This window comes from Streptomyces fodineus, assembly GCF_001735805.1.
Classification (GTDB): domain Bacteria; phylum Actinomycetota; class Actinomycetes; order Streptomycetales; family Streptomycetaceae; genus Streptomyces; species Streptomyces fodineus.
Genome location: NZ_CP017248.1, coordinates 6,940,823 through 6,963,707, shown reverse-complemented (window position 1 = coordinate 6,963,707; position 22,885 = coordinate 6,940,823). Strand labels below are relative to the sequence as shown.

General features: G+C 72.9%; 22 protein-coding genes and 2 pseudogenes. 10 read left to right on the top strand and 14 right to left on the bottom strand.

The genetic code is table 11. From position 1 onward, the window contains the following. Positions 1-24: 24 nt before the first annotated feature. Together BFF78_RS29910 and BFF78_RS29905 are read left to right on the top strand one after the other, a co-directional pair. Positions 25-1,050: an ATP-binding cassette domain-containing protein gene (locus BFF78_RS29910; protein WP_069781250.1), complete on the top strand. Its 1,026-nt coding sequence runs from the start codon at positions 25-27 to the stop codon at positions 1,048-1,050. Continuing rightward, complete coding sequence (locus BFF78_RS29905; protein ID WP_069781249.1) at positions 1,047-1,862, top strand: ABC transporter permease; 816 nt, start codon at positions 1,047-1,049, stop codon at positions 1,860-1,862. The genes BFF78_RS29910 and BFF78_RS29905 overlap by 4 nt, the downstream gene beginning before the upstream one ends. Position 1,863: 1 nt before the next feature. On the opposite strand, the pseudogene BFF78_RS29900 reads toward BFF78_RS29905, so the two are convergent. Together BFF78_RS29900 and BFF78_RS46410 are read right to left on the bottom strand one after the other, a co-directional pair. Beyond that, a pseudogene (locus BFF78_RS29900) lies at positions 1,864-5,129 on the bottom strand (BTAD domain-containing putative transcriptional regulator). A 14-nt stretch (positions 5,130-5,143) separates the two neighbouring features. After that, positions 5,144-5,542, bottom strand: a complete 399-nt coding sequence (locus BFF78_RS46410) for a DUF6578 domain-containing protein (RefSeq protein WP_159033083.1) — start codon at positions 5,540-5,542, stop codon at positions 5,144-5,146. A 113-nt stretch (positions 5,543-5,655) separates the two neighbouring features. Here BFF78_RS46410 and BFF78_RS29890 point away from each other — a divergent pair, with 113 nt between their 5' ends. Continuing rightward, a complete protein-coding gene (locus tag BFF78_RS29890) occupies positions 5,656-6,456 on the top strand; it encodes a site-2 protease family protein (protein WP_069781247.1) in 801 nt (266 codons plus the stop codon). Here BFF78_RS29890 and BFF78_RS29885 read toward each other — a convergent pair. Genes BFF78_RS29885 through BFF78_RS29875 form a run of 3 tightly spaced genes read right to left on the bottom strand, consistent with a single transcriptional unit; the run spans position 6,446 to position 8,581 of the window. Beyond that, positions 6,446-6,742, bottom strand: coding sequence for a hypothetical protein (locus BFF78_RS29885; protein WP_418346696.1), 297 nt, complete (start codon positions 6,740-6,742; stop codon positions 6,446-6,448). The genes BFF78_RS29890 and BFF78_RS29885 overlap by 11 nt on opposite strands. A gap of 4 nt (positions 6,743-6,746) precedes the next feature. Continuing rightward, a complete protein-coding gene (npdG, locus tag BFF78_RS29880) occupies positions 6,747-7,469 on the bottom strand; it encodes an NADPH-dependent F420 reductase (protein ID WP_069781245.1) in 723 nt (240 codons plus the stop codon). A 38-nt stretch (positions 7,470-7,507) separates the two neighbouring features. Beyond that, complete coding sequence (locus BFF78_RS29875; protein ID WP_069781244.1) at positions 7,508-8,581, bottom strand: sialidase family protein; 1,074 nt, start codon at positions 8,579-8,581, stop codon at positions 7,508-7,510. A 171-nt stretch (positions 8,582-8,752) separates the two neighbouring features. Here BFF78_RS29875 and BFF78_RS29870 point away from each other — a divergent pair, with 171 nt between their 5' ends. Both BFF78_RS29870 and BFF78_RS29865 read left to right on the top strand, forming a co-directional pair. Continuing rightward, entirely contained in the window at positions 8,753-9,349 is a 597-nt protein-coding gene (locus BFF78_RS29870; RefSeq protein WP_069781243.1) for a hypothetical protein, read from the top strand. A gap of 60 nt (positions 9,350-9,409) precedes the next feature. Further along, complete coding sequence (locus BFF78_RS29865) at positions 9,410-10,687, top strand: MFS transporter (protein WP_069781242.1); 1,278 nt, start codon at positions 9,410-9,412, stop codon at positions 10,685-10,687. Here the strand turns inward: BFF78_RS29865 and BFF78_RS29860 are convergent, their stop codons facing one another. Then, a complete protein-coding gene (locus BFF78_RS29860) occupies positions 10,688-10,921 on the bottom strand; it encodes a hypothetical protein (protein ID WP_069781241.1) in 234 nt (77 codons plus the stop codon). It lies immediately after the preceding gene. A gap of 57 nt (positions 10,922-10,978) precedes the next feature. Between BFF78_RS29860 and map the strand changes: the two genes are divergently transcribed. Together map and BFF78_RS29850 are read left to right on the top strand one after the other, a co-directional pair. Next, positions 10,979-11,836, top strand: a complete 858-nt coding sequence (gene map, locus BFF78_RS29855) for a type I methionyl aminopeptidase (RefSeq protein WP_069781240.1) — start codon at positions 10,979-10,981, stop codon at positions 11,834-11,836. Positions 11,837-11,990: 154 nt separating this feature from the next. Beyond that, complete coding sequence (locus BFF78_RS29850) at positions 11,991-12,638, top strand: biliverdin-producing heme oxygenase (RefSeq protein ID WP_069781239.1); 648 nt, start codon at positions 11,991-11,993, stop codon at positions 12,636-12,638. On the opposite strand, the gene BFF78_RS29845 is transcribed toward BFF78_RS29850, so the two are convergent. Together BFF78_RS29845 and BFF78_RS29840 are read right to left on the bottom strand one after the other, a co-directional pair. Continuing rightward, positions 12,635-13,288, bottom strand: coding sequence for a PhzF family phenazine biosynthesis protein (locus tag BFF78_RS29845; RefSeq protein ID WP_069781238.1), 654 nt, complete (start codon positions 13,286-13,288; stop codon positions 12,635-12,637). The genes BFF78_RS29850 and BFF78_RS29845 overlap by 4 nt on opposite strands. Beyond that, positions 13,281-14,171, bottom strand: a complete 891-nt coding sequence (locus tag BFF78_RS29840; RefSeq protein WP_069781237.1) for a hypothetical protein — start codon at positions 14,169-14,171, stop codon at positions 13,281-13,283. The genes BFF78_RS29845 and BFF78_RS29840 overlap by 8 nt, the downstream gene beginning before the upstream one ends. Before the next feature lie 41 nt (positions 14,172-14,212). Between BFF78_RS29840 and BFF78_RS48495 the strand changes: the two are divergent. Then, positions 14,213-14,350, top strand: a pseudogene (locus BFF78_RS48495) (iron transporter); the annotation flags it as partial. Further along, on the top strand, positions 14,310-15,302 hold the full coding sequence (locus BFF78_RS29835) for an SCO2278 family lipoprotein (protein WP_079161535.1): 993 nt from the start codon (positions 14,310-14,312) through the stop codon (positions 15,300-15,302). The pseudogene BFF78_RS48495 and the gene BFF78_RS29835, both read left to right, overlap by 41 nt. Positions 15,303-15,317: 15 nt before the next feature. Here BFF78_RS29835 and BFF78_RS29830 read toward each other — a convergent pair whose 3' ends face one another. The 5 genes from BFF78_RS29830 to BFF78_RS29810 form a co-directional block, all read right to left on the bottom strand. Beyond that, positions 15,318-16,043: a bifunctional DNA primase/polymerase gene (locus BFF78_RS29830; RefSeq protein ID WP_069781236.1), complete on the bottom strand. Its 726-nt coding sequence runs from the start codon at positions 16,041-16,043 to the stop codon at positions 15,318-15,320. Positions 16,044-16,158: 115 nt separating this feature from the next. Continuing rightward, a complete protein-coding gene (locus BFF78_RS29825) occupies positions 16,159-16,773 on the bottom strand; it encodes a TetR/AcrR family transcriptional regulator (RefSeq protein ID WP_069781235.1) in 615 nt (204 codons plus the stop codon). A gap of 27 nt (positions 16,774-16,800) precedes the next feature. Continuing rightward, positions 16,801-17,808, bottom strand: coding sequence for a small ribosomal subunit Rsm22 family protein (locus BFF78_RS29820; RefSeq protein WP_069781234.1), 1,008 nt, complete (start codon positions 17,806-17,808; stop codon positions 16,801-16,803). A 123-nt stretch (positions 17,809-17,931) separates the two neighbouring features. Then, positions 17,932-19,113, bottom strand: coding sequence for a serine hydrolase domain-containing protein (locus BFF78_RS29815; protein WP_193433560.1), 1,182 nt, complete (start codon positions 19,111-19,113; stop codon positions 17,932-17,934). Then, positions 19,053-20,342 carry a multidrug effflux MFS transporter gene (locus BFF78_RS29810; RefSeq protein WP_069781233.1) on the bottom strand — a complete coding sequence of 430 codons (1,290 nt, stop codon included), beginning with the start codon at positions 20,340-20,342 and terminating at the stop codon, positions 19,053-19,055. Before BFF78_RS29810 ends, BFF78_RS29815 begins: the two co-directional genes overlap by 61 nt. Before the next feature lie 179 nt (positions 20,343-20,521). Here BFF78_RS29810 and BFF78_RS29805 point away from each other — a divergent pair, with 179 nt between their 5' ends. Continuing rightward, on the top strand, positions 20,522-21,280 hold the full coding sequence (locus tag BFF78_RS29805; protein WP_069781232.1) for an SDR family oxidoreductase: 759 nt from the start codon (positions 20,522-20,524) through the stop codon (positions 21,278-21,280). A 240-nt stretch (positions 21,281-21,520) separates the two neighbouring features. Here BFF78_RS29805 and BFF78_RS29800 read toward each other — a convergent pair whose 3' ends face one another. After that, positions 21,521-22,741, bottom strand: coding sequence for a D-alanyl-D-alanine carboxypeptidase family protein (locus BFF78_RS29800; protein ID WP_193433559.1), 1,221 nt, complete (start codon positions 22,739-22,741; stop codon positions 21,521-21,523). Between the last annotated feature and the right edge of the window lie 144 nt (positions 22,742-22,885).

Here is a 22,885-nt window from a genome sequence, read left to right as displayed (position 1 = left end):
GTGGGCCCTGGCACTGTCTTCGGCATGACGCGAATCCATGAGAACCCCGTCGGCGCGAGCCACGCCGTGACGGTACGGGGACTGGTCAAGCACTACGGCGAGACCAAGGCGCTGGACGGTGTCGATCTGGACGTGCGCGAGGGCACCGTGATGGGTGTGCTCGGTCCGAACGGCGCCGGCAAGACCACCCTCGTACGGATCCTGTCCACCCTGCTCACCCCGGACGCCGGCCAGGCCACCGTGGCCGGCTACGACGTCGTACGGCAGCCGCGGCAGTTGCGCCGGGTCATAGGGCTCACCGGGCAGTACGCCTCCGTGGACGAGAAGCTGCCCGGCTGGGAGAACCTGTACATGATCGGCCGGCTGCTGGACCTGTCCCGCAAGGACGCCCGCGCCCGTGCCGACGAACTGCTGGAGCGGTTCTCGCTCACGGAGGCGGCCAGGCGGCCGGCCAGCACGTACTCCGGCGGCATGCGGCGGCGGCTCGACCTCGCCGCGTCCATGATCGGACGACCGGCCGTGCTCTACCTCGACGAGCCGACCACCGGGCTCGACCCCCGTACCCGCAACGAGGTCTGGGACGAGGTGCAGGCGATGGTCGGCGACGGCGTGACCGTGCTGCTGACCACCCAGTACATGGAGGAGGCCGAGCAACTCGCCTCCGAACTGACCGTGGTGGACCGCGGCAAGGTCATCGCCACCGGAGGGATCGAGGAGCTCAAAGCCCGCGTCGGCGGCCGTACCCTCCGGATCCGGCCGGTCGACCCGCTGCAGCTGCGCCCGCTCGCCACCACGCTGGACGAGCTGGGCATCACCGGGCTCGCGGCCACCACCGTGGACACCGAGTCCGGGACGCTGCTGGTGCCGATCCTCAGCGACGAGCAGCTGACCGCCGTGGTCGGCGCGGTCACCGCGCGCGGCATCACGATCTCCTCCATCACCACCGAACTGCCCAGCCTGGACGAGGTGTTCCTGTCCCTCACCGGCCACCGTGCCGGTGCCCCGCAGGACATCACGCCCGCCGACACCCGCGAGGAGGTCGCCGCATGAGCGCCGTCACCACCACCGCCACCCCCACCGACGTCCGTATCCCGCTGCGCGGGCATCTGCGGCACACCGGCGCGCTCATCCGCCGCAACCTGCTCTGGATCCGCCAGGACCCGGAGTCGATGTTCGACGCGCTGTTCATGCCGATCGTCTTCACGCTGCTGTTCGTGTACGTCTTCGGCGGCTCGATCGGGCAGGCGCTGGGCGGCGGCCAGGGCCAGTACGTCCAGTACGTCATCCCCGGCATGCTGGCCATGATGAGCATGACGCTGTCGCAGGGCGTGGGCACCGGGTTCAGCCAGGACTTCAACAGCGGGGTGATGGACCGGTTCCGGTCGCTGCCGATCGGGCGCGGCTCCGTGCTGTTCGCGAAGATCGCCGTCGAGCTGGCGCGGATGCTGTTCGCCACGGTCATCCTGATGGTCGTCGCCGTCCTGGTCGGGTTCCACATCCACCACTGGGCCGGGCTGTTCGCGACCGTGGGCCTGTCCGCGCTGTTCGCCTCCTCCATCATGTGGGTGTTCCTCACCCTCGGCGTGATGCTGAAGAACGCCCAGTCGGTGCAGGGAGTGGGCTTCCTGGTGCTGTTCCCGCTGCAGTTCGGCTCCTCGATCTTCGCCCCGACCAAGTCGATGCCGGGCTGGCTGCAGGCCTTCACCGACTACAACCCGCTGTCCACGCTCGCCGACGCGGCCCGCGGTCTGATGAACGGCGGCCCGGTGGCGCACGACCTGTGGGTGACCGTCGCCTGGTCGGTGGCGATCACCGCGGTCATGGGACCCGTCGCGATCCACAAGTTCCGCACGAAGAACTGACCTACACCGTGCCGTGGACCAGGGCGGTGGCCTCCGCGAGGGAGAGGCCACCGCCCTCGGCGTACGCGGCCCGGTAGGCGGGTTCGCCCAGGGTTTCCCGGATCCGGTCCTCGGCCATGTCGTAGCACCGGCGCTCCACCCCCGAGAGGATGTGCCCGGTCGGCAGCAGGGCGTGGGCGGCGCCCAGGCAGCGGGCGGCGTCGGCGGCGCGGCTGCCGCCGTCGAGGCGGGCGAGGGCCATCGCCCCGGCATAGAGGCAGACGGAGTCCAGGTGCGGGGCGACGGCCCTGGCCAGCGGGTCCTGGGCGAGCTCCAGCGCCCGCCGGGTCCGGTCCAGGGCGTCCTCGGCACGGCCGTCGAGGGCGTCCAGCCAGGCCTCCTGGGTGAGGATCATGGAGTCGAAGACGACGAAGTGCGCGATCTTGAACTCCTCGCGCAGCAGCCGCAGTTGCTCCCGGGCCTCGGCGGTACGGCCGGTCAGGCCCAGCCAGCAGGCGAGGAAGAGCCGGGCGGCGGGCATCGCCTCGTTGTGGGAGCCGGCCTGGCTCGCGATGACGTCCCGGAGCAGTTGCTCACCGCGCTCCATGTCCCCCGTCTCCATGAGCACGCTGCCCAGGCGGGCGCGGAGGACGGCCATCTGGCCGCGGGCGCCGAGGCGTTCGGCGTGTTCGATGGCCTCCCGGTAGTCGTCGGCGGCCTCGTGGCCCGCGCCCTGGCGTTCATGGGCCTCGCCACGGGCGGACAGCGCCTCGGCGATGCCCCAGGTGTCCCCGAGGCGCCGGAAGATCTCCAGCGATTCCTCGGCGTCCCGGGTGGCGTCGCCGGCGCAGTCCGAGCGGTTGGCGAGGAGGTTGGCGCGCAGCTGCAGGGTGTTGGCCAGGTCCCACTCGAAACCGGGGTTGTCGCGGCAGGTCTGGACGCAGGCGTCGATGACGGCCCACATCTGCTCGGCGCCGCCGGTCATCATGATGGCGAAGAACCACAGCAGGCCGGGCACCCGGCAGGTCTGTGGCATCCCGGCCTCGTAGGTCTCCACGATGGCGCGCAGCTTGGCCTGCGCCTCGGGCGTCTGCCACGACTCCAGGTCGTGGTCCATGCAGGCGAGGTGGGCGAGGTGGACGCCGCGCCGGGCCTCGGCGAGGAACTCGCCGGTGTACGGGGGCGGGGCGTCGGTGCAGCGCTGCCACAGCGGCAGGGCCTGCCGTACGGGTGCGGCGAAGGGGTCGGGGCCGAGCGCCATGACCTCCTCGCACCAGGCGCGGGTCTCGATGCGCTGGTCCCGCATCTGCCAGAAGACCACCAGGGACAGCACCAGGCACAGCCCCTCCTGCTCGTCCCCGGCGGTGACGGCGTGCCGCAGCGCGGTGCGCAGGTTCTCGTACTCCAGCTGGAACCGGTCGATCGCGGCGCGCTGTTCGCAGCCGCGCAGCAACGGATCGGTGGTGCGGGCGAGTTCGCGGTAGTACGTCAGATGGGCGCGCTCGGCCTCGGTGCGGTGCCCGGTCTCGTCGAGCCGTTCGCCGGCGTACTCGGCGACGGTCTCCAGGAGCCGGTAGCGCATGCCCGCGCCGGCCGAAGGGGCGGCGACCACCAGGGACTTGTCGACCAGGGAGCCGAGCGCGTCCAGGGCGACGGGGCCGCACACGGACTCGGCGGCGGCCAGGTCGCAGCCGCCGGCGAAGACCGACAGCCGGGCGAGGACGTCCCGTTCGTCGGCGTCCAGCAGCTCCCAGGACCAGTCCACGACCGCGCGGAGGGTCTGCTGGCGGGGCAGTACGGTACGGCTGCCGGAGGTGAGCAGCCGGAAGCGGTCGTCGAGCCGGTCGGCTATCTGACGAGGCGTCAGCATCCGTAGCCGGGCCGCCGCCAGCTCGATCGCGAGGGGCAGTCCGTCGAGCCGCCGGCAGATCTCGGCGCAGGCCCCGGGATCGTCCTCGATGCGGAATCCGGGCCGGGCCGCCGCGCCCCGGTCGGCGAGCAGCCGCAGCGCGACCGGCTCCGGCAGCGGCTCCACCGGGCGCACCAGCTCCCCCGGCACGCCGAGGGGTTCCCGGCTGGTGGCCAGCACGGTCAGCCGCGGGCAGCGGGCCAGCAGGCGCTCGGCGAGGTGGGCGGCGGCCTCGATCACATGCTCGCAGTTGTCCAGCACGATCAGCATCCGGCGCCGGGCGCAGTGTTCCACGATCCGTTCGAGGGGTCGTCGTAACGGTCGGAGACCGCCCGCATGCTCTCGGCGCCGGCGCTGTGCAGCACGGTGTCACGGGCGCCGATCGCGGTGAGCACGGCCTGCGGTACGGCGTCGGGGTCGTCCACGGGCGCCAGTTCGGCCAGCCACACCCCGTCCCGGACGGTGTGCCGTACCGCCTCGGCGGCCTCCTGGGAAAGCCGGGTCTTCCCGGCGCCGCCGGGCCCGAGCAGGGTGACCAGGCGGGCGGAGCCGAGATCGGCGCCGATGGCCTCGATATCGGCTTCCCGGCCGACGAAGGAGGTGAGCCGGGCGGGCAGGTTGCCGAGGGCCCGGCTCTCCGGCTCCCGGGGACCCTCTGTCAGCAACTCGGCGTGCAGGGCGCGCAGTTCGGGTCCGGGATCGGAGCCGAGCCGGTCCGCGAGCTGCCGTCGTACCTCCTCGTAGGCGGCCAGCGCCTGGGCCGGGCGGCCGACGTCGCGCAGGGCGCGCAGCCGCAGCGCCTGCAGCGGCTCGTCCAGCGGATGGTCGTCGCACAGCGCGGTCAGCTCGGGCAGGGACCGCTCGGCGTGCCCGAGGGCGAGGGCGGCGGTGTGCCGGGCGCGCAGGGCGTCCAGCCGGCGGGTCTCCCAGCGGGCCGCCTCGGCCGCGTGGTCGGGCAGGTCGGCGAGCGCGGGGCCGCGCCAGAGGGCGAGCGCGTCGTCCAGCACGGCGGCGGCCTTGGCCGCGTCGCCGTCGGCGAGGGCGGCGAGGCCGTCGCCGGTCAGCCGCTCGAAGCGGGTGAGGTCGACGTCGTCGGGCGCGGCGGTGAGCCGGTAGCCGCCCTCGGCGGAGGCGACGGCGTTCGCGCCGAGGGTCCGGCGCAGCCGGCCGACCAGCGCCTGGAGCGCCCCCGCCGCGTCTGCGGGCGGGTCGGCGCCCCACACCTCGTCGACGAGCACGCCCACGGGCACGGTCCGCCCGGCCCGGAGCGCGAGCACGCCCAGCAGGGCACGCAGCCGCGCCCCGCCGACCGGGACGGCCGTACCGTCGGGACGGAGTACCTGGGTGGTGCCGAGCAGCGAGAAGCGCACGGGGACCATTGTCGCCGGAGCGGTCATCGGTGGTCACCGGGTTGCGGCGGCGTGCCGTCCGCGACCTCCAGGGTGTGCGCGCCGGGCACCGGTTCCCTGCGGTCCGGGGAGGGAAGGACGATCACCTCCCGGGACTCCGCGCCGGCCGCCTCCCGCGCACGGTCGATCCGCGCCAGGGCACGCTGGTCCGTGCGGGCCGGGTACTCCTGGTGCACCAGCTCGATGCCCCGGACCCGGCCGACGGTCTCCTGGTCCCGGCCGCCGTGGTTCTCCACCCACGCGCCGGCGCCGTACCCGTGGCCCTGCCGGAGGCCTTCGGCGTCGTAGGCGACCGGCGACCAGGCCACCTCGTCGCCCACCGCGAACGGCGTGCCGCAGCGCTCCGTCTGCCGGTCCTCGTAGAACACCCTCATCCGTGGCATCCCTCCAGGGTCCAGGAACCGGACGGCGAGCGCGAGACGTTTCCGGGAGGGGCCCACGGCCGGTACGGTCGCAGTCCCCGCCCGTCCGCCCCTGCCGTACGAGGAGCCCGCCGATGACCACCGCCACCACCCGCCGCGGCGACCGCCGGGTCAGTCCCGTCTTCGTCGGGATCCTGGCCGTGACGGCGGTGACCGGCTGGGCCACCTGGACGGGATACGCGGCGCAGCCCGGCATAGCGGTGTTCCTGTTCGTGACGGCGGCCTGGATCGTCTCCCTGTGCCTGCACGAGTACGCGCACGCGCGCACGGCCCTGCACAGCGGTGACATCACGGTCGGCGCGAAGGGCTACCTCACACTGAACCCGCTGAAGTACACGCACGCGCTGCTGAGCATCGTGCTCCCGGTGGTCTTCGTGATCATGGGCGGGATCGGTCTGCCCGGCGGCGCGGTGTTCATCGAGCGCCGCCGGATCCGGGGCCGCTGGCGGCACAGCCTGATCTCGGCGGCGGGCCCGCTGACGAACGCGCTGTTCGCGGCCGTGTGCACGGCGCCCTTCTGGCTGCACGCCCTGGACGGCGTGCCCGCCGACTTCCAGTACGCGCTGGCGTTCCTGGCCCTGCTCCAGGTGACGGCGGCGATCCTGAACTTCCTGCCGGTGCCGGGTCTGGACGGCTACGGCGTCATCGAGCCCTGGCTGTCGTACAAGGTGAAGCGCCAGGTGGAGCCGTTCGCGCAGTTCGGCCTGCTGTTCGTGTTCGCGCTGCTGTGGGTGCCGTCGGTCAACCACGTGTTCTTCGACCTGGTCGACGCCCTCCTGCGCGACCTGGGCGTGGGCGACTTCCCGCGCTACTGCGGCCAGGAGCTGTACCGCTTCTGGCAGGGCACCCCCGACATCTGCCAGGTCAGCCCGTGACGGACTTGCCCGGCCCGGCGGCGGCCCGGTCGCGCTTGACGTAGTACCAGGTCATGTTGGACGTCAGGCCCGCCAGCAGCACCCAGACGATCCCCAGCCAGCTGCCCTGGACGAAGGAGACGACGGCGGCGGCCACGGAGAGCACGCAGACGACGAGGGCGTAGAGGGCGAGTCGCCGGGCCGGGCTGGGTGGGGGCAAGAGGGGCATGACGGGGACTCCTGTCGGATCCTGGCGGTCCCGTCGGGGACACTGCTCGGAACTGCTTCGCCGACCAGTGTCCCCCATGGGGTCACACGTCCGTGACGCGGAGCCCGGCGTGTGCCTTGTAGCGGCGGTTGACGGAGATCAGGTTCGCGACCAGCGACTCGACCTGGTGGGCGTTGCGCAGCCGCCCGGCGAAGACGCCGCGCATGCCGGGGATGCGCCCGGCGAGGGCCTGTACGAGCTCGACATCGGCGCGCTCCTCGCCCAGCACCATCACATCGGTGTCGATCCGCTCGATCTCCGGGTCCTGGAGCAGAACGGCCGACAGGTGGTGGAAGGCGGCGGTGACGCGGGAGTCCGGCAGCAGGGCGGCGGCCTGCTCGGCGGCGCTGCCCTCCTCGGGCTTGAGGGCGTAGGCGCCCTTCTTGTCGAAGCCGAGCGGGTTGACGCAGTCCACGACGAGCTTGCCGGCGAGTTCGTCGCGCAGGGACTTCAGCGTGTCGCCGTGCCCCTCCCACGGTACGGCGACGATCACGATGTCGCTGCGGCGCGCGGTCTCGGCGTTGTCGGCGCCCTCGACACCGTGGCCGAGCTCACCGGCGGCGGCCTGGGCGCGCTCGGCGGCCCGGGAACCGATGATCACCTTCTGGCCGGCCCGGGCGAGCCGGTAGGCGAGGCCCTTGCCCTGCGGTCCGGTGCCGCCGAGCACGCCGACGACGTAACCGGAGACGTCGGGCAGGTCCCAGGGGTCCCTGGCGGGGGCCTTGCCGGGGGTCTGTGCGCTGTCGGAAGAGGTCGTAGAGGTCATGGGGGCGACTCTACGTCCGTGGCGGGCAGGGCACCGGCTCAGGTGAGCCGCGCTACCGGGACCCGGCGGAAGGTGATCGTCTCGTAGGCGCCGGCGTCGCCGGTCTCGTAGAGGAGCCCGACGGTGTCCGCGTCGACGCGGACCAGGTCGGAGTAGGCGGCGGGCAGCCCGTCGACGGTGAACGCGGTACGCCAGGTGGTGCCGCCGTCGGTGGAGGCCCGGATCGTCATCAGGGCGCGCGAGGCGGGGTCGGCCGGGCCGGAGTAGAGCAGCAGGTCGGGGTCGCGGAGCTGGAGGACGGAGGCCTCGCAGACGGGTGCGGTGAGTCCGGCCTGCGGCCGGAAGGGGGTGACGAGGGACTGCCCGCCGTCGTCCGAGTGGGCGTCGGCGCGGCTGCCGTGCGACCGGCCGTCGTTACGGGTGTTGAAGTACACGCGGCCGTCGGGGAGTTCGGCGGCGGTGGTCTCGTTGACGTTGACGTACCCGTCGGTGCTCTCCTCGACGTACCCGAGGAACCAGTTCTCGCCCCGGTCGTCGCTGAGCAGGCAGTGACCGCTGTGGTACTGCGGCTCGGCGCCGGTGTCGGTGCCGGTGGGCGGCAGGCTGTGGTTGGCGGGGACGAGGACGCGCCCGCGGCCGAGCTGGAGGGCGTGGCCGGGGGTGGTGGCGTACCAGCGCCAGCCGGGCTTCTTCACCAGCGCGGTGATCTCCCTCGGCACGGACCAGGTCACCCCGTCGTCATCGCTGTGCTGCACCCACACCCGCCGCGCCTCGGCGTCCTCGGCCCTTCCGCGCAGGATGGCGTCCTCGGCGGCGGTGGCGGCGGCCCGGATGTGCACGAGCAGGATCCGGCCGGTGTCGAGGACGACGGGGGCGGGGTTCCCGGCGAGGTCCGTGCCGTTGCGCGCGGCGACTTGCAGCGGACCCCAGGTACGGCCGCCGTCCATGGACCGCTTCAGCACGATCTCGATATGCCCGTGATCGGCCGCAGAACCGACCCGGCCCTCACAGAAGGCGAGGAGCGCACCGGCACCCGTGCGCACGACCGCCGGTATCCGAAAACTGGCATAACCGCCGTCTCCGGCGCGGAAGGGGACGGTGGTGTCGGTCATGGGGGCTCCTGGGGATGGGGCGGGGGATCGGACCGGGTCGGGGATCGGTTCGGGGTGGGATCGGTTCGGGGTGGGATGGGTTCGTACGGTGAGCGGTGTATGTCCCCGGGGCGGGCTAATTCCCGGTGAACTCCGCGTCACGAGTGACCGGTTGCGGCAGGATGCGGGCGCATGGACGCCGTACGGGTCGCGTTGCTGCGCGAAGTGCTCGCCGGGACCGAGTGGCTGGGGGCCACCCGGAGATTCGCGGGGGTGCTGCGCGGGTCGGTGGTGGCGCACGGGGGCGGGCTGCTGCTGGTGGGCACGCCGGAGTACGAGCCGTGGCATCTGGCCGCGCACCTGGTGGACGAGGCCGCGTGGTCCGGGACGCCCGAGCTGGCTCCGACTCTCGTACGGCATCACGCGCGCCCCTGCGACCCGCCCCACCTGGCCGTCGGACCGGGCCGGATCGAGGCGGCGCGGCGCGGTGAGACCCTGCTGGTCGTGGCGCCCGAGGAGCCCGCGCCGCTGCTGGAGCGGGTGCACGACGCCCGCCGGGCCGGGGTGACCGTGCTGGCGCTCGGCGCGGGCGGGGGCGAGCTTGCCGCGATGGCCCATGACACGCTGGCCGTGCCGGAGGGGGCGGAGCTGGACCTGGACTCGGTCCAGCACCTGGTCAGCGCGGCGGCCGGGGAGAACGCGGGCTCCGCGAGGGTTCAGCGGAGCTTCCGTGACCGCCTGTCGAGGCTGGCGGAAATCCTGACGGCACCGCCGCCTGCCCCTTGGTGACATGGGTAGGTGGGCGAAAGGGAGTTGCCCCGGCCCGCCCGCCACCCGAGCATGCGTCAAGTGAACCGAGCCCTCCTCCCCGACCTCTCCCCCTGGAAGGCCTCCGCGGACTTCCGCCGCCTCTGGAAGTCCGGCCTGATCAGCAACTTCGGCAGCTTCCTCACCTTCGTCGCGCTCCCGGTCCAGTTGAAGGACCTGACGGAGTCGACCGCAGCGGTCGGCGCGATCGGCGCCGTGGAACTGCTGCCCCTCATCGTGTGCGGACTCTACGGCGGCGCCCTCGCCGACGCCCTGGAGAAGCGGAGGCTCATCGTGTGGACGGAGGCCGGGCAGGGGGTGCTGAGTGCGGCCCTGCTGCTCAACGCCCTGCTCCCGCACCCGGCGGTCTGGCCGCTGTACGCCGTCGCCGCCCTCTCCTCCGCCCTGGTCTCGGTCCAGCGCCCGGCACTCGACTCCCTGTGGCCCCGGATCGTCGCCCACGACGACATGCCCGCCGCGGCCTCACTGAACTCTCTGCGCTGGACCGTCGGCGGAGTCGCGGGACCGGCGGTCGCGGGCGTGGTCGTCGCCTACGCGGGCCTCGGCTGGGCGTACGCCGCCGACCTGCTGACCTTCGCCGTCTCGCTGGCGTACATCGTGCGGATCGCCCCCTCCCCCGCCTCCCACGAGGCGTCGAAGCCGTCGCTGGGCGCCATCCTGGAAGGCGCCCGCTACGCCTGGAGCCGCAAGGAACTCCTCGGCACCTACGTCGTCGACCTCGCCGCGATGTTCCTGGCGATGCCGCTGGCCGTGCTGCCGTTCCTCGCCGACGAGCTGCACGCCGACTGGGCGCTCGGCCTGATGTACGCCGGTGTCCCGGCCGGGGCGATGCTGGTGAGCCTGACCAGCGGCTGGGCCTCCCGGATCCACCGGCACGGGCTGATGGTGGTGCTGGCGGCCACGGGCTGGGGCCTGGCGGTCGCGGCGGCCGGGGTGTGCGGGAACGTGTGGCTGGTCCTCGTCCTCCTGACCGTCGGCGGCGGCTTCGACATGGTCAGCGGGATCTTCCGGTCGGCCATGTGGAACCAGACGATCCCGGACGAGCTGCGCGGCCGGCTCGCCGGGATCGAGCTGCTGTCGTACTCGGTCGGCCCTCAGCTCGGCCAGGTCCGGGCGGGCGGCCTGGCCGCCTGGGCGGGCGTACGGACCTCCGTCGCCTCCGGCGGGCTGGCGTGCGCGGGCGCCATGGGCCTGCTCGCGCTCTGTCTGCCGGGACTCATGACGTACGACGCCCGGACCAACGAGCACGCGGTACGGATGCGGGAGCGCCGCGCCGCCGCCGTACCCACCCAGGTGTGATCACTCCTCCTCGTCGCTCCCGCCCGCCGGCGCGTCGTGCCAGCGCGGGTCGTTCTCCCACTGCAGGTTGCGCTCGGCGGCGGTCTCCATCGCGTGCCGGGCCTCCTCCGGGGAGGCGTACGGCCCGAAGCGGTCCTTGCCCGGGCAGTCCGGGCCCTCCTCGACCTTCTTGTGCTCCAGGCAGTAGTACCACTCGCCCGGCTTGCCGGCGGTGCGCTTCTTGAACAGGGCCATGACCAGCTCCTCTCGCCAACGACATGATCCCCCAACTCCGCTCGATAGACTCGCCGCATGTCTGGCCAGTCACTGCTCGTACCGGGGGAACTGTCCCCCACCCGTTCGGTACCCGGAAACATCCGCCGCCCCGAGTACGTCGGCAAGCCCGCGCCGGCGCCGTACACCGGGCCGGAGGTGCAGACCGCCGAGACCATCGAGGCGATGCGGACCGCCGGCCGTATCGCCGCGCAGGCGATGGCGGAGGCCGCGAGGATCATCGCGCCGGGGGTCACCACGGACCAGCTGGACAAGGTCGCCCACGAGTACATGTGCGACCACGGCGCCTACCCCTCCACGCTGGGCTACCGCGGCTTCCCGAAGTCGCTGTGCACGTCGGTCAACGAGGTCATCTGCCACGGCATCCCGGACTCGACGGTCCTCAGGGACGGCGACATCGTGAACCTGGACGTGACGGCGTACATCGGCGGGGTGCACGGGGACAACAACGCCACCTACCTGGTCGGGGACGTGGACGAGGAGTCCCGGCTGCTGGTGGAGCGGACCCGGGAGTCCCTGAACCGCGCGATCAAGGCGGTCCGGCCGGGCCGGCAGATCAATGTCATCGGCCGGGTCATCGAGTCCTACGCCAAGCGGTTCGGATACGGCGTGGTGCGGGACTTCACCGGGCACGGCATCAGCTCGTCCTTCCACTCGGGCCTGATCATCCCGCACTACGACAGCCCGCACGCGACGACGATCATGCAGCCGGGCATGACGTTCACGATCGAGCCGATGCTGACGCTGGGCACGTACGAGTACGACATGTGGGACGACGGCTGGACGGTCGTGACGAAGGACCGCAAGCGGACGGCCCAGTTCGAGCACACGCTGGTGGTGACGGAGACCGGCGCGGACATCCTGACCCTGCCGTGACGCGGCGCCCCCGGCTTCGGCCCGCCCTCTTCGGAGGGCGGGCCTTTTTCATGCCCCGAGCTGGGCTTTCCAGACCCTGACCCCGTCCCTGGTGTTTTTCCGACAGGCCGTCGGTAAACTTACCGACAGCAGGTCGGCAAACCGAGGAGTGTTCATGGAGTCGTTCTCGGCCCTCATCCGCACCGCGTCCCACGAGCAGCACGTGGAGGCGGAGACGTCGACGTTCATGAGCGATCTGCTGGGCGGCCGGCTGGGCGTGGCCGCCTACGCGCGCTACACCGAGCAGCTGTGGTTCGTGTACGAGGCGCTGGAGAGCGGCGCCGGACGGCTGGCGGCGGACCCGGTGGCGGGGCCGTTCGTCCGGCCCGAGCTGTTCCGGCTGGCGGCGCTGGAGCGGGACCTGGCGCATCTGCGGGGCGCCGGGTGGCGGGCGGGCCTGTCCGCGCTGCCCGCGACCCGGGCGTACGCGGACCGGGTCCGCGAGTGCGCCGAGCGCTGGCCCGGCGGTTACGTCGCCCACCACTACACCCGCTATCTGGGCGACCTGTCCGGCGGCCAGATCATCCGCGACCGGGCGGAGAAGACCTGGGGTTTCGCGAAGAAGGGCGACGGCGTCCGGTTCTATGTCTTCGAGGGCATCTCCAACCCGGCCGCGTTCAAGCGGAGTTACCGCGACCTGCTGGACGCGGTCGACGTGGACGAGCTGGAGAAGCAGCGGGTCACGGCGGAGTGCAAGCGGGCGTTCGCGCTGAACACGGCCGTCTTCCGGGACCTGGGCGAGGAGTTCCCGCTGAGCGCCTAGAGGCCCTGGCGTTCCAGGGCCACCCGGCCGCCGACTTCCACCCAGCCGTGCGGCTGGGGTGCGGTGAGGATCTGGGAGCCCTTGCCCTGGGTGATGTTCAGGGCGCGGCCCAGCCGATCGGTGAGGAGGATCGCCGCGGCGCCGGTGGCCTCGTCCTCGTCGATGCCGTCGTTCCGGCCGGGGAAGGCGCGGGCGCGGATCCGGCCGGCCGCCTCGTCCTCCCAGGCCCAGGCGTAAATCCACTCCCCCGGCGGGGGTACGTCGAGGGCGTCGACCTCGGCGGCGCTGCCGTACTGCCGCAGGGTGCGCGGCGGCGCCCACTCCGCGCGGGCCTCGATCCAGCTGAACTCGCCGTCCAGCCGGGTGCCCACGACTCCGGCGGGCGTGACCAGTTCCGGCACGTCGAGCAGCCAGGCGGTGCCGACGCAGGGGTAACCGGCGAACGGCAGGCGCAGGGTGGGCGTGTAGATGTCGATCACACCGCGCTCGGGGTCATCCACGAACACGGTCTCGCTGAAGCCGAGTTTGGCCGCCAGCGCCTGCCGGTCGCTCCGCTCGGGCAGCCGCGAGCCATCGCGGACGACGCCGAGTTCGTTGCCGTAGCCGCCGTTCGGTCCGCAGAAGACGCGGAGTACGTCGTAGTCAGTCACCGGGGAATTGAAACATCGCGGCACGGGCGAGTGCGCGCCAGGCGGGGGCGCCGCCGGGCAGGGGCCAGGTGCGGATGCCCGAGGGCTCGTAGGGCAGGTCGGCCAGGGCTCGGCCGTAGCCCTGCTCCATGGCCGCCCGCTGCCGCTCGGTCCCAGGCGTGGCGGGGCGCGCGGCGAGCCGTTCCATGCGCCGGCGATGGCCTTCGGTCATCTCCTCGGCGTCCCGGCGCCACAGTTCCTCGTCGCGCAGCCGGGTCAGGACCACGCACGGCGGGGTCCGCCCCTCCGCCAGCGCGGCCACGGCGCGGTCGTGGCCGTCGAGGATCAGCCAGCCGTCGAGGGAGGGCGCCCACCACAGCAGGACGGGGGCGAGGGTGCCGTCGCGGACGTGCTTGCGGTACGCCTTCACGCGCGCGGCGTCGGGTTCGCAGAGCCTGCGCAGGGGCAGGATGCCGTGCCAGCCTCCGCCGCAGTACAGCTCCAGCAGCCCGCCGGGCCAGTCCCGGACGAAGTCGGCCGTCCAGACGGCCGGTTCGAAGACGGTGCGCGGCGACAGCTCCCAGCGGCCGTCGTACCAGGGGCCCTGGCCGCTCGCCTCCAGCCAACGGGCGTACTGGTGGACCCAGTTGACCTCCGAGCGCATGCGCGCCGACTCGATCGGCGGCAGTGGTGAACGGTAGCCGTCGAGGCGGTGCAGGTGCAGGTCGTGGCAGCAGCCGTCGCCGGTGAGCGCGCCGAGCAGGACGGGGCGCTCCCCTTGCCGGATCGCCGTCAGCCGTCCGTTCCCGGTGGCCTCGAAGCGGAGCTGCGGCGGCCCCGGGCGGTCCTCGATGTCCAGCACCAGCCGGGCGGCCCCCGGCAGTTCCCTGCGCGCGTTCGCCATGCCGGTCACCCTGCCACCACCGGCCCGGCCGGCGCATGCGCCGGGTCACGGTGTGGCCGCTGTACCTGATCCCGGCACTCGCGATCTTCCTCGCCCCGGTAGGGTTCGCCTCCGGAAAGGGGAAGGTGAAGGGACTCGATGAGCAGGGATCGCAGCCCGCGCAGGCTCCGCAGGTGTGACCGTAACGCACTCATAGCGGCCTCACTGACCGCTTTGTCGCTGACGACGAGCGGGTGCGTGGTGGTGCACGGGGAGCGGGAGGTGCTCCCCACCGCCACCCGTGCCGAGGCCGCCAAGGCGGTCACCGCCTTCACGACCGCGTACAACAAGGCCGACAAGGCCTACGACAACTCCCTGGACGCGCCCTACCTCACCGGCCCGTTCGCCGACATCACCGCGGCGCGGCTGAAAGCAGGGCACGCCAACAGCCCGTCCGGCAACCCCGACTACGTGCCGCTGAAGCTGTCGGACGTGAAGATCACGATCCCCCGGAAGGCGGGCTGGCCGCGCTGGTTCGTCGCGGACGCGAAGGGCAACAAGACCGGCAACGAGCGCTGGCTGATGGTGTTCACCCGGGGCGACCTCGGTCAGCGCTGGCGGGTGGCGTATGTCACCCTCGTCGATCCGGGCCGCGTACCGGAGTTCGAGACCGACAAGGACGGCTGGGCCGCGGCCGTACCGGCCGGCTCCGGGCAACTCGCCGTCGCTCCGGGGAAGTTGAGCGAGGACTACGCGACCTACCTGAACAAGGGCGGGCAGACCTTCACCGAAGGGCTGTACACCAGCCGCGAGCGCGCCGGCCGGGCCGAGCGGGCGCGCAAGCCGGGCCTGGTCACGCAGTTCATCGACCGGCCGCTGACGAGCGGGGACTACGCCCCGCTGGCGCTGCGTACGGTGGGCGGCGGGGCACTGGTGTTCTTCACCACGCACCACTACGAGAAGCAGACCGCCGCCCCCGGCACCACCGTGCCGCCGCAGAGCAAGGACGTGCAGGCGCTGACCGAGGGGGAGGTCAAGCAGTCCCTGACGATGGAGTTCATGTCCGCCGAAGCCGCCCTGGACCCGCCGGGCGCCGGTCAGGTGTCGGTGGTGAGCCGGGTACCGGGCCTGACGTCTGCGCAGGGGGCGTGACACCCCCGTCGGCGCTCAGTGCCGCAGGGGCCAGGCCGTGCCCTCTGTACCGGCATACCGGGCGCACGCGTCGGTGAGCGACTCCAGCAGGCTCAGCGGGTCCGGCAGCGGATGCTCCGGACCGCGTACCCAGCGCACCTGCTGGTCGTCGCCCGGGAGCCGGGCGGGCGGTACGAGGACGTAGGACCCCCGGCAGTGCCAGCGCAGGCCGGGGTGCTCGTCCATGGTCTCGGGGTGGCAGTCCAGCTCGCAGGGCCACCACTCGTCCTCGTCCTCGGGGGTGCCGCGGGTGAGGGTGAAGAACAGCATGCGGCCGTCGTCGCTCTCGGCGACGGGCCCCACCTCGACCCCGGTGGTGAGCAGCCGCTCCAGCGCCTCCCGGCCGGCCGCCAGGGGCACGTCCAGGACGTCGTGGACCATGCCGGTGGCGGTGATGAAGTTGGCCTGCGGCTGGTGCCGGGCCCAGCGTTCGAGCTGGGCGCGGTCGGTGGTGGACTGCGTCTGCCAGGCGAACGACACCGGGTGCCGGGCCGGGGTGGGACAGCCGACGCGGTCGCAGGAACAGCGGTAGCCGGGGGCGGGGTGCGCGGCGGGGGCAAGGGGCAGGCCCGCCTCGGCGGCGGCGAGCAGCAGGGCCGCACGGCCGCCGTCGCCGGCGGCGGCCTCCTTCGGGCGGCGTCCACGCAGCCACCGGGAGAGTTTGCCCTGCCGGCCGGACCGGCCGCCGAACGTCGCGCTCATCTATCGCCTCAGTCTGGTGGTCGCCTCGCTGGTGTGCGGACAGTGTGCCTTATCGTCCCATCTTCATGCGCTTCGGGGGTCTGGTACCGGGAATCACGGGTGGGCGGACGGGCGGTCAACGGGGTGCGATGCCCCGCAGTGCGTAATCGACGAGGGTGTCCGTGTAGTCGTAGGAGATCGGCCCCGTACGTTGCAGCCAGCGCTGCGCGAGCGGCGAGACGAACAGCTCCAGGGCGATACGGGGGTCGACGTCGCCCCGTACCGCGCCACTGTCCTGTGCCGAGCGCAGGCGGGAGACGTACAGCTGAAGCTGGGGTTCCAGGAGCCGCTCGACGAACTCGCGGCCGACCTGCTCGTTGAGGACGCCCTCCGCGGCCAGCGCCCGGGAGGGCACCTCGAAGCGCGGGTCGAGGAGCTGGTCCACCGTGATCCGCAGCACCGTCTTGAGGTCGGCGGCGAGGTCGCCGGTGTCCGGGATGACGTACGGCTCCTGCCCCGCTTCCTGTGCCGCCTGCGCGGAGAGGTCGAGGAACGCCTCCAGCAGGACGTCCGCCTTGGAGGACCACCAGCGGTAGATCGTCTGCTTGCCGACCCCGGCCCGCGCGGCGATCGCCTCGACGGTGGTCTTCGGGTAGCCGACCTCACCGACCAGGGCGAGGGCGGCGGCGTAGATCGCTCTGCGGGACTTCTCGCTGCGACGGGTGGCGTCGGGGGCGGGCTTCTTGACCATGGCGCCGACGCTAACAAGCCACGGCGGCTAGGCGGACGGCTCCTCCGGCGAGCCCTCCGGCGGCCACCGGTCTCCCCACTCCGCGTCCCGGGCCGCCTTGTACAGGTGGCCGTGGCGCTTGGTGACCGTGGTGCGGGTCAGGTGTTCGTCGCTCCGGCAGAGGTCCAGCAGCACCTGGCCCTTGCGGATCTGCGGGCGGCGGATCACGCGGGAGGGGGCCGGGGCGGCGGGCAGCCGGGTGGCGGCGACGTACGAGAACTTCTCGTCCTCGTACGGCAGGGTGCCGCCCTTGACCTGGCGGTGCAGGGAGGAACGGCTCACCCGGGCGGAGAAGTGGCACCAGTCCGTGCCGGGTTCGATGGGGCAGGCGGCGCTGTGCGGGCAGGGGGCGACGACGTGCAGTCCGGCGCGGATCAGGCGGTCGCGGGCCTCGATCACGCGGGCGTACCCGGCCGGGGTGCCGGCCTCCACGATCACCACGGCCCGCGCGGCGGCCGCGGCGGTGTCGACGAGGGCGGCGCGGTCGGGTTCGGAGAGCTCGTTGAGGACGTACGACACCGTGACGAGATCGGTGTCGTCCAGGGTGAGGCCGGCGCCGATCCGGGCGCGCTGCCAGCGGGCGTGGCGCAGGGCAGGGTTGGCGGCGGCGATCTCCCGGCCGAGGGCGAGGGCGGGCTCGGCCCAGTCCAGCACGGTGACGCCGCGCTCGCCGGGCCAGGTCGCGGTGACGGCCCAGGTGGCGGCGCCGGTGCCGCCGCCGACGTCGACGTGGCTGCGGGGCGTCCAGTCGGGGGCGGTCGCAGCGAACGCCTCCAGCGCCGAGTGGACCGCTTCGAAGGTGGCCGGCATGCGGTAGGCGGCGTACGCGGCGACGTCGGCGCGGTCGCGGAGGATGGGGGCGTGGGTCGGGGTGTCGCCCCGGTAGTTGGCGATGAGCCTTTCGACCGCGCCGGCCGCTTGCCTGGGCGGGAGTCCGTCGAGCAGGTCGGCGAGGCTCCTGCGGAGGGCTTCGGCCGGTGGTACGGGGGCGTTCACCCGGAGATTCTATGGCGCGCGGCGGCGGTGGCGGACCTGCTGGGGCCCGCCCCCGGCAGGTCCGGCCCATGGGTCGGCTGGAAAGGCACCGTCATCGGGTCCCGCTCGGCCGGCCGGCCGCCCTCAGATCACCGCCCTCGCCAGTCGGGTCGCCAGTCTCGCCCGCGGTCCGCTGTCCGGTGTCCTGCGCCGCGGATGGACCGTGTTGGCCAGCAGCACGAGGAACGTGTCCGTCCTCGGGTCGAGGACGACGGACGTGCCGGTGAAGCCCGTGTGTCCCGCCGCCCCGTGTCCCGACAGCGCGCCCATGAACCAGGGCTGGTCGACGGCGAAGCCCAGCCCCGGTGGGGTCAGCAGCAGTTCGACGAAGTCGGGGCCGAGGATGCGGGCGGGGCCGTAGGAGCCGCCGGCGAGCAGGGCGCGGCAGAAGACGGCCAGGTCGCGGGCGGTGGAGAAGAGCCCGGCGTGGCCGGCGACGCCGCCGAGCGCCCAGGCGTTCTCGTCGTGGACCACGCCCCGCAGCATCCCGCGGTCGGCCTTGGCCCAGGGCCGCCGCTGGTCCTCGGTGGCGGCGGCGCCGGGGCACGGCCCGAAGCAGGTGGCCGTCATCCCGAGCGGGCGGGTGATGCCGTCCTGGACGAGGACGTCGAGGCCCCGCCCGGTGAGGCGCTCCAGCACGGACTGGAGCAGCAGCATGTTCAGGTCGGAGTACAGGTGGCGGCCGGGCTCGCTCGTCGGGGGCTCGGCGCGCAGCAGGGACAGGCGCGAGGCGTCGTCGCGGCAGTCGTACAGCGGCAGTTCGGGGCGGAGCCCGGAGGTGTGGGTGAGCAGTTGCCGGACGGTGATGCCGTGGGCGGCCGCGGCGTGGAAGTCGGGCAGGTAGTCGCCGACCCGGGCGTCCATGCCGAGGGTGCCGCGCTCGATCTGCTGCACGGCGGCGACGGCGGTGAACAGCTTGGTCAGGGAGGCCAGGTCGAAGGGCGTGTCGACGGTGGCCGGGACCCGGGCGGCGGGCGGCAGTTCGACGCCGCTGTCGGTCTCGGGGTCGTAGGCGGAGTAGCGCACGGCCCAGCCCGCGGCCTCGGCCACGGCGATCACGGGTCCGCGGCCGGCCAGCACGACGGCGCCGGCCGCCCAGGGGCGGTCTCCGGCGGTGAGGGCATGCACGTCGCCGACCAGGTGCCCGAGTTCCTCGGGATCGAGCCCGGCCCGTTCCGGTGTGTCGGCGCGCAGTTTCGGTGCGCTCAGTTCTCGTCTCCCTCCGGCCCCGCACAGGTGTTCCCACGTGTGCTCCAGGGACGGCACATTCCCACGAAGCAGGCCGTCGCGACCAGTGCTCCCACCAGTTGGACCACCGCCATGGGTACGGCGGTGCGCTCTCCGGCGACGCCGACGAGCGGCGAGGCGACCGCGCCGACGAGGAAGGAGGAGGTGCCGAGCAGCGCGGCGGCGGAGCCCGCGGCGTGCCGGGTGCGCAGCAGGGCGAGGGACTGGGCGTTGGGCAGCGTGATGCCCATGGCGGACATCAGGACGAAGAGCGCGGCGGCGACGGGGGCGAGGCCGACCTCGCCGAGGGCGCCGGTGGACATCAGCAGCAGGGCGGTCGCGGCGGCCACGATCAGCGCGAGGCCGCAGGCCAGCACCTTGTCCAGGCCGACCCGGCCGACCAGCACCTTGCCGTTGACCTGTCCGGCGATCACCAGGCCGACCGAGTTGAGGCCGAACAGCAGGCTGAAGGTCTGCGGGGAGGCGCCGTAGATCTCCTGGATCACGAAGGGGGACGCGGATATGTACGCGAACAGCGCGGCGAAGGCGAAGCCGCCGGCCAGCATGTAGCCGGTGAAGGGCGGGTCGGCGAGCAGGGCGCGCATCGAGCGCAGGGCCTCGCCCACTCCCCCGCCGTGCCGGTCGGCGGGTGGCAGGGTCTCCGGCAGGCACAGCCGGACGAGGGCGGCGAGCAGCACGCCGATCGCCGTGAGGACCACGAACACGCCCCGCCAGTCCGTCACCCGCAGGATCTGCCCGCCGATCAGCGGGGCCACGATCGGCGCGGCCCCGGAGATCAGCATCAGGGTGGAGAAGAAACGGGCCATGGCCATGCCGTCGTACAGGTCGCGTACGACGGCCCGGGCGATGACGATCCCCGCCGCGCCCGCGAGGCCCTGCGCCAGCCGGAAGGCGACCAGTGTCCCGGCGTTCGGCGCGAGGGCGCACAGGGCGGTCGCGAGGACGTAGACGGCGAGGCCGGCGAGCAGCGGGCGGCGGCGGCCCCAGCGGTCGCTCATCGGGCCGACGATCAGCTGCCCGAGGGCCATGCCCAGCAGGCAGGCGGTGAGGGTGAGCTGGACGGTGGCGGCGGGCGCGTGCAGGGACCCGGTGACCTCCGGCAGGGACGGGAGGTACATGTCCATCGCGAGCGGGGGTGTCGCGGTCAGGCCGCCGAGGACGAGGGTGAGGAGCAGGCCGGTGCGGCGCGCCGCTGTCGCCCGCGCGGGCGCAGGCGAGGACGTGGGTGCCGCCGTGCGCTCGTGCATGCGCCCCTCCCTTGATCAGAGGTCACCTGTCGGACGTGACCGGCCCCTATGTTCTCAGCTCGTACGGACTGCCGGGGCACACATGAGCGAGCGCGGGGCGATCGGTGAAGCGCGCCCGGATAACCGTATGACGGACATGGCATTCCGCATGGCGGACTCGCGGCCTACGCTGCGGAGCCATGACTGACAGGGAATCGAAGATCGCGGTGGTGACCGGCGCCGGTTCCGGCATCGGGCGGGCCGTCGCCGTGGAACTGCTGCGGGCCGGCTGGTCGGTGGCGCTGGCCGGCCGGCGTACCGAGACGCTGGAGGAGACGGCGGGACTGGTGCCGCGGGGCGCCGGTCTCACCGTACGCACCGACGTGTCCCGGCCCGAGGACGTGGACGCGCTGTTCGCGGCGACGGTGGACCGGTTCGGGCGGGTGGACCTGCTGTTCAACAACGCGGGGACCTTCGGGCCCGGCGGGATCCCGGTCGAGGAGCTGTCCTACGACGCGTGGCGGCACGTGGTGGACACCAACCTCAACGGGGCGTTCCTGTGTGCGCAGGCGGCGTACCGGCGGATGAAGGAGCAGGACCCGCAGGGCGGCCGGATCATCAACAACGGCTCCATCTCGGCGCACACGCCCCGTCCGCTCTCGGTCGCCTACACCGCGACCAAGCACGCGCTGACCGGCCTGACCAAGTCGCTGTCGCTGGACGGGCGGCCGTACAACATCGCGGTCGGCCAGATCGACATCGGCAACGCGGCGACCGACATGACGGCCCGGATGCAGGCCGGGGCGCTCCAGGCGAACGGCCGGGTGGCCCCCGAGCCGGTGATGGACGTGGCCGACGTGGCGCGCACCGTGCGGCACATGGCCGAGCTGCCGCTGGGGGCGAACGTGCAGTTCGCGACGGTGCTGGCGACGGCGATGCCGTACATCGGGCGGGGCTGAGGCCCACTTCGGGCGGGACCGGCCCATTACCACAAACGGAATTGGAACATCCGCGCTATTGCGGCCGGTCGAGCACATATGCTCAACTCTCCTCCACAGGAACTTCACACTTGGAGCGCCTGGATTCCGCGGCCAACACCGAGGGGGGAGGCGGCGGCCGTTCCACCGGGCGGGAGTTGGGGGTGGACCTCGCGCGGGACGCGGGGTACACGCCGGCCGGTGGAACGGCCACCGCACTGTTCAGCGCCGGTGCCGGCCGCCGGGCTCCGCCGTCCCGCCGTCCTCCACGGCCCCGGGCTCCGGCTCGGCCGCCGCGTACGTCGCGACCGCCCTGCGGCGCCGCTTCACCACCATCACCGCGCCCGCCGTCAGCAGCAGCGCCGTGAGCCCCACGCCTTCCGCCACCCGCTGGGGCGACGACCCGCCGGAGCCCATGCCGGGCGCGCCGGCCGCCGCCTGGGCCGCCTTGCGCGCGGGCGCCGCACTCGCGCTCGCCCCGCCCTCGCTGAGCGGTTCGACCAGCGTGCCCACGGCCTGCGCCGAACGCCCGCGCCCGAAGCCCCAGTCGAGCAGCGCGGCGGCCTGCTCGTAGACGGCGTTGCTGCCCTCGGCGGGATGCATGACCGTCACCAGCAGGGTGCGTCCGCCCCTCGTGGCCGCACCGGTGAAGGTGTTGCCGGCGTTGCTGGTGTAGCCGTTCTTGACGCCGATCAGGCCGTCGTACGCCTTCAGGCCCCACGCCCCGGTCAGCAGACGGTCGGTGTTCTGGATCTGGAAGGTCTTCTTGCCGCCCGCCGGGAAGTCGGCGGTCCTCGTGCCGCAGTAACCGCGGAAGTCGGGGTTCTTCAGGCCGTGGCGGGCGAACAGCGTGAGGTCGTACGCCGAGGAGATCTGGCCCGGATGGTCGAAGCCGTCGGGGCTGACCACATGGGTGTCCAGGGCCTGCAGGTCCGCCGCCTTGGCCTGCATCTCGGCGACGGTCCTGGCGATGCCGCCGTTCATGTGCGCGAGGACGTGCACGGCGTCGTTGCCGGAGCGCAGGAACACGCCCTGCCACAGCTGCTCGACGGTGTAGGTGATGCCGGGCTTGATGCCGACCAGGCTGGAGCCGGCCGGCACATCGGCGAGGTCGGCGTCGGTGACCTTGTAGTGCTCGGTGCGGTCGAACTTCTTCAGCACGGTGTCCGCGAACAGCATCTTCAGCGTGGACGCGGGCGCGAGCCGCCGGTGCGCGCCGAACGAGGCGAGCACCTCGCCGCTCTCGCCGTCGGCGAGCAGCCAGGAGCGGGCGGTGAGTTTGCCGGGCAGTCCGGAGGCGCCGCGCACCTGGACTCCGTTACGGGCCAGCCGCTCACCCCCGATGACGGTGGTCGCGGCGGCCTCGGTGGCCGTGGACAACGGAAGGGCGGCGGCCGTCAGTCCGAGGAGGGCACGCCGGCTGGGGCGGGAACATTCACGCACCCCGGGACCGTACACCGCGCCCAGCAGGGGATTCCTCGATCACAGGGCGGAACGGCCGGGAATGTGCCGCCTTATGAAAATATGATGATCCGCCTCGTTGGCGGGGCCGCTCCGCCACTCGGCCGCAACCCCGTGGCCGGCGAA

Coding starts and splice junctions, on each gene's coding strand:
- npdG (WP_069781245.1), bottom strand. CDS start 7,469: ATGACCTCTACGACCTCTTCCGACAGCGCACAGACCCCCGGCAAGGCC.
- BFF78_RS29825 (WP_069781235.1), bottom strand. CDS start 16,773: ATGGTCAAGAAGCCCGCCCCCGACGCCACCCGTCGCAGCGAGAAGTCC.
- BFF78_RS29805 (WP_069781232.1), top strand. CDS start 20,522: ATGACTGACAGGGAATCGAAGATCGCGGTGGTGACCGGCGCCGGTTCC.
- BFF78_RS29840 (WP_069781237.1), bottom strand. CDS start 14,171: ATGGCGAACGCGCGCAGGGAACTGCCGGGGGCCGCCCGGCTGGTGCTG.
- BFF78_RS29850 (WP_069781239.1), top strand. CDS start 11,991: ATGGAGTCGTTCTCGGCCCTCATCCGCACCGCGTCCCACGAGCAGCAC.
- BFF78_RS29830 (WP_069781236.1), bottom strand. CDS start 16,043: ATGAGCGCGACGTTCGGCGGCCGGTCCGGCCGGCAGGGCAAACTCTCC.
- BFF78_RS29835 (WP_079161535.1), top strand. CDS start 14,310: ATGAGCAGGGATCGCAGCCCGCGCAGGCTCCGCAGGTGTGACCGTAAC.
- BFF78_RS29885 (WP_418346696.1), bottom strand. CDS start 6,742: ATGGGGGACACTGGTCGGCGAAGCAGTTCCGAGCAGTGTCCCCGACGG.
- BFF78_RS29890 (WP_069781247.1), top strand. CDS start 5,656: ATGACCACCGCCACCACCCGCCGCGGCGACCGCCGGGTCAGTCCCGTC.
- BFF78_RS29910 (WP_069781250.1), top strand. CDS start 25: ATGACGCGAATCCATGAGAACCCCGTCGGCGCGAGCCACGCCGTGACG.
- BFF78_RS29860 (WP_069781241.1), bottom strand. CDS start 10,921: ATGGCCCTGTTCAAGAAGCGCACCGCCGGCAAGCCGGGCGAGTGGTAC.
- BFF78_RS29905 (WP_069781249.1), top strand. CDS start 1,047: ATGAGCGCCGTCACCACCACCGCCACCCCCACCGACGTCCGTATCCCG.
- BFF78_RS46410 (WP_159033083.1), bottom strand. CDS start 5,542: ATGCCACGGATGAGGGTGTTCTACGAGGACCGGCAGACGGAGCGCTGC.
- BFF78_RS29875 (WP_069781244.1), bottom strand. CDS start 8,581: ATGACCGACACCACCGTCCCCTTCCGCGCCGGAGACGGCGGTTATGCC.
- BFF78_RS29810 (WP_069781233.1), bottom strand. CDS start 20,342: ATGCACGAGCGCACGGCGGCACCCACGTCCTCGCCTGCGCCCGCGCGG.
- BFF78_RS29870 (WP_069781243.1), top strand. CDS start 8,753: ATGGACGCCGTACGGGTCGCGTTGCTGCGCGAAGTGCTCGCCGGGACC.
- map (WP_069781240.1), top strand. CDS start 10,979: ATGTCTGGCCAGTCACTGCTCGTACCGGGGGAACTGTCCCCCACCCGT.